Raw genomic sequence first — 13,830 nt, 5'->3', positions numbered from 1 at the left:
CAAGCGAAACCTGCGGACAACCACCCCCGCCACCCCCGAAGATGTCGGCCCCCTGCCGTAGCATGGTTCGAAGGGGCCGAAGGCCAACCACGTTGCGTCGCAAGCGAAACCTGCGGACAACCACCCCCGCCACCCCCGAAGATGTCGGCCCATGCCGGGGCATGGCCGAGGGGCCGGAGGCCAACCCCCCTTGCGCCACAAGCGAAACCTGTGGACAACCACGGCCGCCACATCCGAAATTGTCGGTCCCAAGCCGTAGCATGGTTCGTGGGGGCCGGAGGCCAAGGCCCGAAGTGCCCATGCCGCCGTCAGCGCCATACCCCAGTGCCCGGAGCCACAACCCGGCACCGCCACGGACGAGGCCCGCAGGCCGACCACCCTCCGCAACAACGGCAACGGCCACCGCAAGCAGCAACAAATCCCGTGACCCACCACAGCCGAAATCACAACCCACCCTGTGGACAACCACGACCGCCACGCCCGAAAACGTCGGTCCCATGCCGTAACGTGGTTCGAGGGGGCCGGAGGCCACCACCCTCACACAGAAGCCAACGGCAACCGCACCTCGAACCGGCACCCGGGGCCCAGGTTGCGCGCATCGATGCGCCCCCGGTGCGCCTCCACCAAACCCTTCGCGATGGCCAGCCCCAGCCCGCCGCCGACCTGCTCCTCCCCCGTCCGGGACGGGGTCCGCGCCGCGCTCCCGCGGAACGCCACCTCGAACACCCGCGACAACTCGGCGTCCGGGATCCCGCCGCACCCGTCGTCGACGGCCAGCACCGCGTCCCGGCCGTCGACGTCGACCTGCACTGCGACCGTCCCGTCCGGCGGGGTGTGCCGGATCGCGTTCGACACCAGGTTGCGCACGACCCGCGCCAGCTCCGGGTCCGACCCCAGCACGACCGGCGCCGTCGCCGCGTTCGCCAGCACCCGCACCCGCTTCCGCTGCGCCACCGGCACCTGCGCGGCGAGCACGTCCGACACCACCTCGCGCAGCGCCACCTGCGACATCGTCAGCTGCAGCGCACCGGCGGTGATCCTGGACAGCTCGAAGAGGTCGTCGACCATCCCCGACAGCCTGCTGGTCTCCCCGCTGATCCGGCTCGCGTACCCCGCGACCTCCGGCGGCGACGACACCACCCCGTCGGCCAGCGCCTCCGCCATGGCGCGGATGCCGGCGAGTGGCGTGCGCAGGTCGTGGCTGATCCACGCCACCAGCTCCCGCCGGGACGCCTCCGCCGCGCGCTCCCGCTCCCTGGCCTCGCGCTCCCACACGCTGCGGCGCGCGATCGCCCGTCCCAGCAGCAGCGCCACCGGCACCGTCACCAGCAGCACCAGCAGGCACACCAGCGACATCGTCGCCAGGGTCGTGTTGAACATGAACCCGCTGATGCCGAGCACCCCGGTCAGCGTCGCGACCACCGGCACGAGCACCAGCACGGTCATCGTCGTGGTCAGCGACCTGCGCCGCACCCAGTACAGCAACGCCACACCCACCGCCACGACCGGCAGCACGAACGCGAGCGCGAACGGCAGGATGTGCAGCGCGTGGTTGACCATCGACCCGAACGGCTCGCCCGGGTCGATCATCGGTGGCTGTTCACGCGCGGTCATAACGATATCCCACTCCCCAGACCGTCGCGATGCGCACCGGCTTCGCGGGGGTCTTCTCGATCTTCTCCCGCAACCGTCGCACATGGACGGTCACTGTGGACTGGTCACCGAAGTCCCAGCCCCACACCTTCTCCAGCAGCTGCTCCCGCGTGAACGCCTCGCCGGGGTGCGTCATCAGGAACGCAAGCAGGTCGAACTCGCGGGTCGTCAGCGGCAGCTCGGCACCCGCGAGCGTGGCGCGGCGGGCCCCGGCGTCGAGCCGCAGGTCACCGTCGACGACGTCGGTCGACGGCGCCGAGCCGCCCGACCGCCGCAGCACCGACGACACCCGCAGCGCCAGCTCACGCGGGCTGAACGGCTTCGTCACGTAGTCGTCCGCGCCCAGCTGCAGCCCGGCGATCCGGTTCTCCTCCTCGCCGAGCGCGGTCAGCATCACCACCGGCACCGCGCTCGTCTGCCGCAGCCTGCGGCACACCTCGAGCCCGTCGATGCCCGGCAGCATCAGGTCGAGCACCACCAGGTCGGGCTCTTGCGCGGCGATCCACGCGAGCGCGTCCTCGCCGTTGTCGGCGAGCGCGACCCGGTGCCCGGCCAGCTCCAGGTACCGGCGCACGACATCCCGCACGGTCAGGTCGTCGTCCACGACGAGCACGGTCGACTGGGTCATCGCCACCTCACCAGGTCGTCAGCAACAGGTGGTCGACCACCAGCGCCACGCCCGCCTGCGCCGCGAGCCACCAGCGCCGCGACCCGGGCGGCAGCTGCACGGCCGCCAGCACCAACCACACCGCGAACGGTAACCAAATGCGTTCGACCTCCGCCTTCGAGAGCCCCGTGACGGTCGCGGTCAGCACCGCGAGCGCGGCGCCGCGGACCAGCGCGGGGACCGGTTTCCCGAACGCGAGGAAGTCCGTGCGGCGCAGGCCGGCGACCGCGGCGGGCCCGACGGCGAGGACAAGGCACGCGAAGTTCGCCCACACCCAGTACCAGTACGGCCGGTGCGACGCGACGCCCTGGTAGTAGCGCTCGACGACCAGGTGGTACCCGTCGAGCCACCAGAACCCGGCGAGCGCGAACACCGCGACCACGGCCAGCGCACCGGGCACGGCGTAGGCGAGCGCCCGCCAGTTCCGCGTCACCAGCACCACGGCCAGCGCGATCGGCCCCATCAGCAGCAGCCCATAGGACAGGAAGATCCCGAACCCGAGGACCACGCCGCCCGCGACGCACAGCAGCCGCCCGCCGCGGCTCGCGCCGAGTGCGAAAAGCGCGATCCCGCACGACGTGACCCCGGCGAACATGGCGTCGGCGGACACGCCCATCCAGATCGCGCCGGGCATGAGCGCGACGAACGGCACCGCCGCCCGCGCCAGGTCCACCCGCCCGAGCGCGGCGGCGGTGACCGGCACGGCGACCGCCACCGCAGCGCCCGCGAGCACGCACACCACGCCCGCCGCGCCGCCGCCGGAGAGCCCGATCCGGTCGAGCCACACGAACACGAGCGTCGCGCCGGGTGGGTGGCCGGACACGTGCGTCGGCCACGAGTCCGGCTGGAAGTCGAGGATGCGGGAGGAGAACGTGGACAGGAACACCGGGATGTCGGTGATCTTGTCCACGACGCCGAGGTACTCGCCGCCGGACGCGAGCTTGTGCGCCACCCCGCGCTGCCAGCCGTCGACCAGCGCCAACGCGAAGATCCAGGCCACGGAGAGCGCGTACCCGGCGGCGAGCAGCGCACCCCACCGCAGCCGTTCGGCCAGCACCGGCCCCCACACGACGGCCGCGACCGCGACCACCACCGCGAACAGCGATGCGGGCGCCACGCGCGGGTACAGGTCGGCCAGCACCGGGTACTCGCCGAACCGCGGCGCGGCCTTCGGGTGCAGGTCGGCGCCGTAGTTGCGGGCGCCGGTGAGGAAGCCGACGGCGGTCGCGAGGAACACGAAACACAGCGCCGCCGCACCGGCGACGAGGTCGCCGCGGACGGTCTTCTTCGTCGCGGGAGGGGCGAGGACCACGGGTGGACCGTAGGCCGGTCGAGCGCTCTCCGCGCGCTCGTCGGGCGATCCGTCAGCACCCCGTAATGATTGCCCCGCCGTCACATTTCGGTAAGCACCGCAAGGGTTCTCGACCGTCTCGGGTGGACCTAGCGTCGGAGGGCATGACGACCTCGAACGCACCCGTCGACGTGGTGCTCCCCTGCCTCGACGAGGCGGCCGCGCTGCCCGGGGTGCTCGCGGCGCTGCCGCCGGGCTACCGGGCGATCGTGGTGGACAACGGTTCCACGGACGGCTCACCCGACGTCGCCGCCGCGCACGGCGCGACCGTCGTGCACGAGCCGCGCAAGGGTTACGGCGCCGCCGTGCACACGGGTCTCACGCACGCCGACGCGGAGATCGTGTGCTTCCTCGACGCGGACGGCTCGCTCGACCCGGGCGAACTGGTGCCGCTGGTCGCCGAGGTCGAGGCGGGCGCGCGGCTGGCGGTGGGTCGTCGCAGGGCGCTCTCCCGAGGGGTGTGGCCGTGGCACGCGCGGATGGGCAACCGCGTGCTGGCGGCGATCTTGCGGCGCCGCGGCCTCCCGGTCTCGGACATCGCGCCGGCGCGGGCGGCCCGGCGCGCGGACCTGCTGGCGCTCGGGGTGCGCGACCGCGCGTTCGGCTACCCGCTGGAGCTGCTGGTGCGCGCGGCGGACGCGGGCTGGACGGTGGTGGAGCGCGACGTCACGTACCGGCCGAGGGCGGCGGGCACGCGGTCGAAGGTGTCGGGTTCGGTGCGCGGCACGATGCGTGCGGTGCGGGACATGACGGCGGTGCTGCGATGACCGCCGTGCTGCTCGTCGTGGCGAAGGCGCCGGTGGCGGGGTTCGCGAAGACGCGGCTGGCGCCCGCGGTCGGCGCCCGGCACGCGGCCCGGCTCGCCGCGGCGGCGTTGCTGGACACGGTGGACTGCGTGCGCGCGGTCACCGACGCGGTGCCGGTGTGCGCGCTGACCGGCGACCTCGGGTCGGCGGAGCGCTCGGCGGAACTCGGGCGGGCGCTCGCCGGCTGCGTGGTGATCCCACAGCGCGGCGCGACGTTCGCCGACCGCCTGGCGAACGCGCACGCCGACGTCGGGGAGCGTTTCCCGGGCTCGCCCGTGCTGCAGGTCGGCATGGACACGCCCCAGCTGAGTCCCGCGTTGCTGACGGGTGCGCTGACCCGGCTGGCGGAGTTCGACGCGGTGCTCGGCCCGGCGGCGGACGGCGGGTGGTGGGCCCTGGGCTTGCGGCGGCCGGCGGACGCGCACGTGCTGCGCAGGGTCCCGATGTCGCGGCCGGACACGGGCGAGCTGACGTTGTTCGCGTTGCGGGAGCTGGGGTTGCGCGTCGAACACCTGCCCGTGCTGTCCGATGTGGACACGGTGGAGGACGCGGCGGGGGTGGCGGCGCAGGCGCCCGCGTCGCGGTTCGCGCACGCGTTCCGGGAGGCGGTCTGATGATCGACACGCATTTCGAGCCGGGGCTGCTCGGCGAGCGGTGCTGGCTGGAGCTGGCGACGGGCGAGCGGATCAGCCTGCCGACCGAGCGCTGGCGGGCGACGCCGGATCCGGGCGACGAGTTGTTGCTGAGCAGTTGTCACGGCCCGACGCTGGACATCGGCTGCGGCCCGGGCAGGCTGACGGCGGCGTTGAGCGAGCGCGGGGTGCCCGCGCTGGGCACGGACGTGTCGGCGGTGGCGGTGCGGCTGACGATCGAGGCGGGCGCGCCGGCGATCCAGCGGGACGTGTTCGACCCGCAGCCGGGCGAGGGCACGTGGCGGCACGCACTGCTGGCGGACGGCAACATCGGCATCGGCGGCGACCCGGAGCGGTTGCTGGGGCGGGTGCGGGAGTTGCTGTGCGCGGGCGGCAGCGCGCTGGTGGAGGTGGACCCGCCGGGCACGGGTCTGCGGCGCGGGCAGGTGCGGGTGTCCACGAGCGACGCGGAGGACGCCAGGTGGTTCGACTGGGCGTGGCTGGGCGCGGACGCGGTGCCGGAAACGGCCGAACGCGCGGGGCTCGCCGTCGGGTGGCTGCGCGCAGCGGGCGGCCGGTGGTTCACGGAGCTGACGAAGTCATGACGCCGGAGGAGCGGAAGGCGGCCTCCGGCCCCCCGGAATCCAGCGTACCGGCGAGCACCGACAGCGATGGGCGACCGGGCGAGGTTGTCCACCGCACCGCTGTCGAGAGCGATGAGACCGGGACGGGCGCGGCCTCCGGCCCCCCGAACACCAGCCTAGCCTCGACCACCGACAACCCCGGACGCTCAGACGAAGTTGTCCGCAGTCCGGCCCCATCCGGTGCGAAGCGATCGCGTCTGCGCACCCGCGGGTCGTCAGGCGGCACCCCCGCCCGCGCCAACTCTGGCAGTCCGAACAGGACGAGCGCCGCCGCCAACCTTCCGGGACCCACCAGCACGGCACTGTCCGGTGAGACCGCCGAAAGCGGCGCGGCTCCACCCGACGCCTGTGGACAAGTCACCGCGACCGCGCGGAATTGTCGGTGGTCGCCGGTACGCTGGATGTCGGGGGGCCGGAGGCTGCCCTCCTTCATGCCCGCGCCCGACAGCAGGCTCGGCCGGTTCATCCAGCGAGTGCAACCCGACGAGGCGAAGTTCCGCAGCCCCGCCCACCACGAGAAGGTCACCGCCCGTCTCGGGCTCTGGCTCGGGATCGCGTTCCTGCTCTGCTTCGTCACCGGGTTGCTCAGTCATCTCATCCAGCACCCGCCATCGTGGTTCGCCTGGCCCGCGCGGCCCGCCGGGCTGTACCGGGTCACGCAGGGCGTGCACGTCCTCTCGGGGATCGCCGCCGTTCCGCTGCTCCTCGCGAAGCTCTGGTCCGTCTACCCGAAACTGTTCAGCCGCCCGGTCGTCCGCTCGCTGCCGCACGCCCTCGAACGGCTGTCGATCCTCGTGCTCTCCGGCGCCGCCTTCTTCGAGCTGGCCACCGGGCTGTTCAACGTCGCGCAGAACTACCCCTGGGGCTTCTACTTCCCCGCCGCCCACTACGCCGTCGCCTGGGTCGCGATCGGGTCCGTTCTCGTGCACGTCGCCGTCAAGTTGCCCGTCGTCCGGCGTGGGCTCTCGACTCCCGTGGACGCGTCCCGGCGGGCCTTCCTGCGGACGGGTTTCCTCGCCTCCGGGGTCGCCGTCGTCGCCACCGCCGGGGCCACCGTTCCCTTGCTGCGTCCCGTTTCTCCCCTGTCGTGGCGGTCGGATCGCGGGCCGCAGGGGCTGCCCGTCAACCGGACGGCCGGGGCGGCGCGGGTGACCGTCGACCCGGGGTGGCGGCTCGAGATCGTCACGCGGACCGGGATCACGCGGTTGTCGCTCGCGCAGTTGACCGGTCTGCCGCAGCGCACCGCGGTGTTGCCGATCGCGTGCGTCGAGGGGTGGAGCCAGTCCGCCACCTGGACCGGGGTGCCCATCTCCGCTCTCCTCGAGCTGGTCGGCGCGCCCGCGGGCAGCGAGGTGCACGTGACCTCGCTCGAACGCCGGGGCGCCTACCGCACCAGCACGCTCCCCGGAACCCATACGCGTGACCCGGAAACGCTGCTCGCGCTCCGGCTGAACGGCGAGACCCTCGCGCTCGACCACGGCTTCCCGGCCCGCGTCATCGCGCCGAGCCGCCCCGGGGTCCTGCAAACGAAGTGGGTCCACCGCCTGGAGGTGCTCTGATGCGCTGGTTCCTCGCCCTGACCGGCCTGGCCCTGCTCGGCTACGGCGCCGTCCTCGCCTGGGAGTTCGCCGCCTCCCGCACGGTCAACGCCGTGCAGGGCGCTGCCTGGTTGGTCGGCGGGCCGATCGTCCACGACGGACTCGTCGCCCCCGCGGTCGGGCTCGCCGGGCTCGGGCTCGCGAAGGTCCTGCCGCGGCCGTGGCACACCCCCGTCACCGTGGGGGTCGTGCTCACCGGCGTGCTGACGCTGCTCGCGGTGCCCCTGCTGTGGCGGCCGTTCGGCGGTGCCACCAACCCCGGCCTGCACGACCGCGACTACGGCACGGGCCTCGCCGTCGCGCTCGGGATCGTGTGGGGTGTGGTCGTCATCGCGGGATTGGCCCAACAGTACCGGTCCCGATTGGCTCTTGGACGGGACCAATCCAATTCCTAGAGTTGGCCGCATGACGAACGTGGACATGTGGTTCGACCCGAAGTGCCCCTGGGCGTGGATCGCGTCGCGCTGGCTCCTCGAGGTCGAGCAGGTGCGGGACGTGCAGGTGCGCTTCCACGTGCTGTCCCTCGCCGTGCTCAACGAGGGCCGCGAGGTCGAGGCCTGGTACCGCGAGTGGCTCGACACCGCGTGGGGCCCTGCCCGCATCGCGAAGGCCGTCGAGCTGAAGTACGGGCCGGACGAGGTGCGCGCGGTCTACACCGCGCTCGGCAACCGGATCCACCTGGACAGGCAACCGCTCGGCCGCGACCTGTACGTCGCCGCGCTCGCCGAGGCGGGCCTGCCCGCGGACCTGGCGGACGCCGCCGACGACTCCGGCCTCGACGACGCGCTGCTCGACGGCAACCGCACCGGGCTCGGGCCCGTCGGCGAGGACCTCGGCACCCCGGCGATCCACGTGACCATGCCGGACGGCGAGGTCAACGCGTTCTTCGGCCCGGTCGTCTCCCCGGTCCCGCGCGGCGAGGCGGCGGGGAAGCTGTGGGACGGCGTGCTGCTGGTGTCCGGCACGCCCGGGTTCTTCGAGCTGAAGCGCGCCCGCACCCGCCCGGTGGTCAGCTGACCTCGACCTCGATCACGGCGGCCCGTCCGGCCACCCGGTCCAGCGCGGCCGCGAACTCCTCGGGTGTGCGGACCCGCTCACCGGCGGCGCCGAACGACCGCGCGAACGCCGCGAAGTCCGGGTTCACCAGGTCGGTGCCGTACTCGCGGCCGGGGAACCGCCGCCGCTGGTGGTCGCGGATCGTGCCGTAGGAGTTGTTGTTCACCACGACCACGAGCGGCGTCAGCCCGTACCGCACGGCGGTGGCCAGCTCCTGCCCGGTCATGAGGAAGCACCCGTCGCCGGCGAACGCGACCGCGGGCCGGTCCGGGTGCACGAGCTGCGCGGCGATCGCGGCGGGCAGCCCGAACCCCATCGACCCGGACTGCGTGCCGAGGTGCGACGGGAACGTCGTGAACCGGTGGTGCCGCTGCGGCCAGGCCGTGTACGCGCCGGCGCCGGAGCTGACGATCGGGTCGGGCACGGCAGCGTCCAGCACCCGCATGAACTCCGCGGCGACCGACGGTGCCGGCCCCCGCAGGTAGTCCTGCCGCAACCGCTCGAGCCACGCCGAACCGGCGCCGTCGACGGAGGGCAGCGCGGCGGCGAACCGGGTGGGCCCCGACACGATCGCCAGGTCGGCGCGGTGCACGCGGTGCAATACGGCCGACTCGGGATGCACGTGGAGGAGCTTCTGCGCGGGCACGGGCACGTCCAGCAACGCGAAGTCGTCCACGGTGAGCGCGTCGGGCCGGGTGCCGACGAACGCGACCACGTCCGCCTCCGCGACCGCCGCCGACAAGCCGGGCGTGGTACCGAGCCCGAGCGTGCCGACGAACACCGGCGACGCCGGGTCGACGAGGTCCTGGTGCCGCACCGCCGTGGCGAGCGGGATCCGGGCGCCCTCGGCGAACCGGCGCACGGCGCGGGTCGCCTCGACCGTCCACCCCGTACCGCCGACCACGAGCAACGGCCGCGCGGCGCGGGTCAGCGCGGACACGAACGCGTCGACGTCCGACGGCGCGGGCGCGGGCACCACCGGCGGCACAGCGGGCACGACCGGTGCGTCCGTCGACGCGGACAGCACGTCCTCGGGCAGTTCCAGCACGACCGGCCCGGGCTCCCCCGACACCGCGGTCACCATCGCCCGCGCCACGAACTCCGCGGCCCGGTCCGGGTCGTCGACCCGGAACACGGCCTTGGCGAGCGGCGCGAACATCGCGCGGACGTCCACTTCCTGGAACGCCACCCGGTCCCGGTTGCCGGCCGGCACCTGCCCGACGAGCAACAGCATCGGCGCCGCGTCCTGCCTGGCGACGTGCACACCGCCGCTCGCGTTGGTCGCGCCGGGCCCTCTGGTGACGAGACAGATCCCGGGCCTGCCGGTGAGCTTGCCGTACGCGGCGGCCATCATCGCGGCCCCGGTCTCCTGCCGGGCGGTGATCAGCCGGACCCGCTCGCGGTGCGCGTAGAGCCCGTCGAGCACCGGCAGATAACTCTCGCCCGGGACACAGAACGCGAGGTCAGCGCCGCATTCGACGAGCTGTTCGACGATCACGTGCCCGGCGAGCCGCATGGGCCGGAGTGTGCCAGACACGCGAGCGCCGCACGCGGGCGAGCGAGGGGTAACCGTCCGCGTGCGGCGTTCGCAGAGCCCCGCTTGGAGCTCTTCCCGGCTCGGGGGCATCGAGCCGGAGTTGGTCTCGGCCGCGTCCTGCGGCCGAGCGTTCTAGGGGACTCGAGTGGTTCCCGAGTCAATCATTGTGGTTCTACCGTCTGACCGGCAAGAGTCGCCTCAACTGTGCGCGAACCGTTGTCCAACTCGAGCCGAACCTTGTCACCGGGGGCGTGGGAGCGGACCGCGGCGACGAGCGCGTCGGACGAGTCGATCCGGCGGTCGTCGAGCTTGGTCACCACGTCGCCCTTCTTGAGGCCCGCCTTCTCCCCGGCGCCACCGGGGACGACGTCGGCGATCAGCGCGCCGCCGTCCTCGGCGTCCCGGACGCTCACCCCGAGCACGGTCTGCGTCGCCTTGCCGGTCTCGGCGATCTCCTTCGCCGTGCGCCTGGCCTGGTCGATCGGGATGGCGAACCCGATGCCGACCGAACCGGCCTGGCCGTTGGCGGTCTGCGGCGAGTAGATGGCCGAGTTGATGCCGACGATCTGGCCCTGCATGTTGACCAGCGGGCCACCGGAGTTGCCCGGGTTGATCGCGGCGTCGGTCTGGATGGCGTCCAGCACGGTCGCCTGCGAACCGTCCTCGCCGCCCGCGCGGGTCGGCCGGTGCAGCGACGAGACGATGCCGGAGGTCACGGTGCCGGACAGCTCGAACGGCGACCCGATCGCCACCACGCCCTGCCCGACCTTGAGCGCGTCGGAGCTGCCCAGCTCGACGACCGGCAGGTCGGTCCGGCCCTGGGCCTTGACGACCGCGACGTCCGAGGTCGGGTCGCGGCCCACGATGGTGGCGGTGGCGGTGGTGCCGTCCTGGAACACGGCCTCGATGCGCCCGCCGTCGGCGGCGCCCTCGACCACGTGGTTGTTCGTCACGATCAGCCCGTCGGAGCTGATGATGAAGCCCGAGCCCTCCCCTGCCGAGGACCGGCCCTGCACCTGCAACTGGACCACGCTGGGCAGCACCTTCTCCGCCACCGCCTCGACCGACCCGGCAGGAGCGGAGGAGGTCTGCTGGGCCGGTGGCTTCTCGTCGAGCGCGTTCGAAACCGGCGCGCTCGCGGTGTTGTCGGCGACGACGTACCCGCCGACCGCACCGGCACCGCCGCCGACGAGCAACGCGAGCACGGCGATCCCCGCGACGAGGGCACCGCTGCCGCGGCGCTGTTGCTGCGGAGGCACGTCCCGCTGCGGACGGCTGGGCGGGTTCGGGTTGGGCAGGTAGTTCCCGGCAGGCGGGGTCGGTCCCCCGACGGCCGTCCCGAACAGCACCTGTTCCCGCGTCGGCTGCTGCGCCGGGGCGGCCCACTGACCCTGTTGCGCCTGCGGGTAAGAAGGCCGCGCCCACTCGCTCTGCTGCGGCGGCGATGCCTGCGGCGCGGCCCACTCACCGGGCTGCGCGACCGGCTGGCCCGGCGTCGTGGCGGCAGGCTGCGACCCACTCGCGTCCTGCTGCTCGACGCCCGCGTTCCCCTGCGTGGCGGGCGAATCGTGGCTTGCCGCCCACTCGCTCCGCGTCCCCTCGGCCTCTGGGCCGACCCCCTGCCGGTTCTCCTCGCTCATGCCTCCCCCTCGCAGGCTCCGTGGACGCTCGCGGTCGCCCTGTGTCTGATGATTCGCTCCGCAAGCTCCGCTCATGCGTCTACCTTCCGCCTCGGTCCTGAGAACGGCCTGAGACCAACCTATGGGGAGTTACAGAATCGGCTCTGAACTTCCGGGCAGCCTCATCGCGATGAGTGCCCCGCCGTCGGCCGATCTACCCGCGAACACCGCACCGCCGTGCCGTTCGACCGCGCTCTTCACGATCGCGAGCCCCAGCCCGGAGCCGGGCAGGGTGCGTGCCTCGTCGGAGCGGTAGAAGCGTTCGAACACGTGCGGCAGGTCCGCGTCCTTGATACCCGGCCCGGCGTCGGCGACCTGGAGGAAGGCGTAGCCGTGCGCGGCGGGCCGCAGGTCGACGCGCACGGTCCCGTCCGGCGGCGAGAACTTCACCGCGTTGTCCAGCAGGTTCAGCACCGCCCGTTCCAGCGTGTGCGGCTCCCCGACCAGGTACCAGGGCTGCAGGTCCACCTCGAAGTGCACGTCGCCCGCCCGCCGCCGCGCCCGCGCGAGCGCCTGCTCGACGACCTCGACCATGTCCACCCGTTCGTGTGCGATGGGCGGTGCGTCCTCCCGCGCCAGCTCCACCAGGTCGCCGATCAGCTGGGTCAGCTCGTCGAGCTGGGCACGCAGGTCGGCGTGGATCTCGGCGCGGTCGTCCTCGGAGAGCTGCGGGGTGTCCGGTTTCTCCGCGGACAGCAGCAGCTCCAGGTTGGTCCGCAGCGACGTCAGCGGGGTGCGCAGCTCGTGCCCTGCGTCGGCGACGAGCTGCCGCTGCCGGTTCTGCGCGTCCGACACGGCGGCCAGCATCAGGTTGAAGCTGTGCGACAGCCGGGCCAGCTCGTCGTCGCCGTCGACCTGGATCGGCCGCAGGTCACCGGTACGGGCAACGCGTTCGGTCGCGCGGGTCAGCCGCTGCACGGGTCGCAGGCCGGTGCGGGCCACCGCCGTGCCGGCGGCCGCCGCGACGACCACGCCCGCGCCGCCGATCAGCAGCAGCACCAGCGACAGGTCGGCGAGCTGCTTCTTCGTCGGTCCCCACGACTGCGCCAGCACCAGCGCGTCGCCCTGGTACGGCACGGCCACCACCCGCGAGTCGCTCTTCGCGTCGGTGCGGATGCTCGGGGCGCCGCCCTTCGCGACGGCGATCTCGTCGGGGCCGACCGGCGGCAGGCTCTCGGTCGTGCCGATGGACACGTGGCCGTTGTCGTCGACCACCGCCACCTCGACCCCGGACAACCCGAGCAGGCCGACGGGCAGCTGGTCACCGGACGGGGTCTCCACGATCCACTTGTTCTGGACCGTGGCCTGCGCCTTCTGCCACAGCGTCTCGTCGAGCTGCGTGTACAGGTTCTCCCGGACCGTCCAGTAAGCGCCCAGCGACACCAGCGCCACCGCACCCGCGACACAGCTGGCCGCGAGCAACGTCACCCGCGACCGGAGCGACACCCGCTTCTTCCCGGCAGGCGGCCCGGACAGCAACATCACGGAGGCGTCTCCCGCAGCACGTAGCCGATGCCGCGCACGGTGTGGATGAGCCTCGGCTCACCGTCGGCCTCGGTCTTGCGGCGCAGGTAGCCGATGTACACCTCGAGCGCGTTGCCCGAGGTCGGGAAGTCGTAGCCCCAGACCTCCTCGAGGATGCGGCTGCGTGTCAGCACCTGCTTCGGGTGCGCGAGCAGCAGCTCAAGCAGCGCGAACTCGGTGCGGGTCAGGCTGATCGGCCGGTCGCCGCGCTTGACGTCGCGGGTGTTCGGGTCCAGCTCGAGCCCGGCGAAGCTGAGAACCTGCGGCGCGGGCCCGCTCGTGTCGAACGTGCGGCGGCGCAGCAGCGCACGCAGCCGCGCCAGCAGCTCCTCCAGCGCGAACGGCTTCGGCAGGTAGTCGTCGGCGCCCGCGTCGAGGCCGGACACCCGGTCCGACACGGTGTCGCGGGCCGTCAGCACCAGGATCGGCAGGTCGTCGCCGGTGCCGCGGAGCCGCCTGCACACCTCGAGCCCGTCCAGGCGAGGCATCATCACGTCGAGCACCATGGCGTCGGGCCGGGCGTTCCGCACCGAGTCCAGCGCCTGCTGACCGTCGCTGGCCAGGTCGACCTGATAGCCGTTGAACTGCAGAGACCGCCGGAGCGACTCGCGGACGGCACGGTCGTCGTCGACAACGAGGATGCGCATGCGGTCAGTGTTACGCGCCGTGCTGAGACCTGCCTG

Annotated in this window: 13 protein-coding genes; 6 read left to right on the top strand and 7 right to left on the bottom strand. The window is 73.1% G+C overall.

All coding sequences use genetic code 11. The features are described 5' to 3' along the window. Nucleotides 1-537: 537 nt before the first annotated feature. The 3 genes from ACYQ77_RS36710 to ACYQ77_RS36700 are packed head-to-tail and all read right to left on the bottom strand — an operon-like array spanning nucleotide 538 to nucleotide 3,632. Nucleotides 538-1,590 carry a sensor histidine kinase gene (locus ACYQ77_RS36710; RefSeq protein WP_459720601.1) on the bottom strand — a complete coding sequence of 351 codons (1,053 nt, stop codon included), beginning with the start codon at nucleotides 1,588-1,590 and terminating at the stop codon, nucleotides 538-540. Between the two features lie 10 nt (nucleotides 1,591-1,600). Beyond that, on the bottom strand, nucleotides 1,601-2,281 hold the full coding sequence (locus tag ACYQ77_RS36705; RefSeq protein WP_459720141.1) for a response regulator transcription factor: 681 nt from the start codon (nucleotides 2,279-2,281) through the stop codon (nucleotides 1,601-1,603). A 7-nt stretch (nucleotides 2,282-2,288) separates the two neighbouring features. Further along, nucleotides 2,289-3,632, bottom strand: a complete 1,344-nt coding sequence (locus tag ACYQ77_RS36700) for a hypothetical protein (RefSeq protein WP_459720139.1) — start codon at nucleotides 3,630-3,632, stop codon at nucleotides 2,289-2,291. Nucleotides 3,633-3,775: 143 nt separating this feature from the next. Here ACYQ77_RS36700 and ACYQ77_RS36695 point away from each other — a divergent pair, with 143 nt between their 5' ends. The 6 genes from ACYQ77_RS36695 (at nucleotide 3,776) to ACYQ77_RS36670 (ending at nucleotide 8,368) form a co-directional block, all read left to right on the top strand. After that, on the top strand, nucleotides 3,776-4,438 hold the full coding sequence (locus tag ACYQ77_RS36695; protein WP_459720136.1) for a glycosyltransferase family 2 protein: 663 nt from the start codon (nucleotides 3,776-3,778) through the stop codon (nucleotides 4,436-4,438). Further along, a complete protein-coding gene (locus ACYQ77_RS36690; protein ID WP_459720133.1) occupies nucleotides 4,435-5,091 on the top strand; it encodes a TIGR04282 family arsenosugar biosynthesis glycosyltransferase in 657 nt (218 codons plus the stop codon). The genes ACYQ77_RS36695 and ACYQ77_RS36690 overlap by 4 nt, the downstream gene beginning before the upstream one ends. Continuing rightward, complete coding sequence (locus ACYQ77_RS36685; protein WP_459720130.1) at nucleotides 5,091-5,714, top strand: class I SAM-dependent methyltransferase; 624 nt, start codon at nucleotides 5,091-5,093, stop codon at nucleotides 5,712-5,714. Before ACYQ77_RS36690 ends, ACYQ77_RS36685 begins: the two co-directional genes overlap by 1 nt. A 470-nt stretch (nucleotides 5,715-6,184) precedes the next feature. Beyond that, nucleotides 6,185-7,312, top strand: a complete 1,128-nt coding sequence (locus ACYQ77_RS36680; protein WP_459720127.1) for a molybdopterin-dependent oxidoreductase — start codon at nucleotides 6,185-6,187, stop codon at nucleotides 7,310-7,312. Continuing rightward, nucleotides 7,312-7,746, top strand: a complete 435-nt coding sequence (locus tag ACYQ77_RS36675; protein ID WP_459720125.1) for a hypothetical protein — start codon at nucleotides 7,312-7,314, stop codon at nucleotides 7,744-7,746. Before ACYQ77_RS36680 ends, ACYQ77_RS36675 begins: the two co-directional genes overlap by 1 nt. Before the next feature lie 10 nt (nucleotides 7,747-7,756). Further along, nucleotides 7,757-8,368 (top strand): mycothiol-dependent nitroreductase Rv2466c family protein, encoded by a 612-nt coding sequence (locus ACYQ77_RS36670; protein WP_459720122.1) that lies wholly within the window; start codon nucleotides 7,757-7,759, stop codon nucleotides 8,366-8,368. Here the strand turns inward: ACYQ77_RS36670 and ACYQ77_RS36665 are convergent. The 4 genes from ACYQ77_RS36665 to ACYQ77_RS36650 all read right to left on the bottom strand — a co-directional run bounded on the left by ACYQ77_RS36665 (nucleotide 8,361) and on the right by ACYQ77_RS36650 (nucleotide 13,794). Then, complete coding sequence (locus ACYQ77_RS36665) at nucleotides 8,361-9,923, bottom strand: thiamine pyrophosphate-dependent enzyme (RefSeq protein WP_459720119.1); 1,563 nt, start codon at nucleotides 9,921-9,923, stop codon at nucleotides 8,361-8,363. The two genes, ACYQ77_RS36670 and ACYQ77_RS36665, sit on opposite strands and share 8 nt — an antisense overlap. A gap of 182 nt (nucleotides 9,924-10,105) precedes the next feature. Beyond that, nucleotides 10,106-11,584, bottom strand: a complete 1,479-nt coding sequence (locus ACYQ77_RS36660; RefSeq protein WP_459720117.1) for a S1C family serine protease — start codon at nucleotides 11,582-11,584, stop codon at nucleotides 10,106-10,108. Between the two features lie 129 nt (nucleotides 11,585-11,713). Further along, the gene (locus tag ACYQ77_RS36655) at nucleotides 11,714-13,105 is read right to left on the bottom strand and encodes a HAMP domain-containing sensor histidine kinase (protein WP_459720599.1); all 1,392 of its coding nucleotides are present in this window, start codon (nucleotides 13,103-13,105) and stop codon (nucleotides 11,714-11,716) included. Beyond that, complete coding sequence (locus ACYQ77_RS36650) at nucleotides 13,105-13,794, bottom strand: response regulator transcription factor (protein WP_459720115.1); 690 nt, start codon at nucleotides 13,792-13,794, stop codon at nucleotides 13,105-13,107. Before ACYQ77_RS36650 ends, ACYQ77_RS36655 begins: the two co-directional genes overlap by 1 nt. Nucleotides 13,795-13,830 lie beyond the last annotated feature (36 nt).

The organism is Actinophytocola sp. KF-1 (assembly GCF_054661535.1).
The sequence above is the reverse complement of the archived record's forward strand: the minus strand, read 5'-3'. Positions and strand labels throughout refer to the sequence as shown.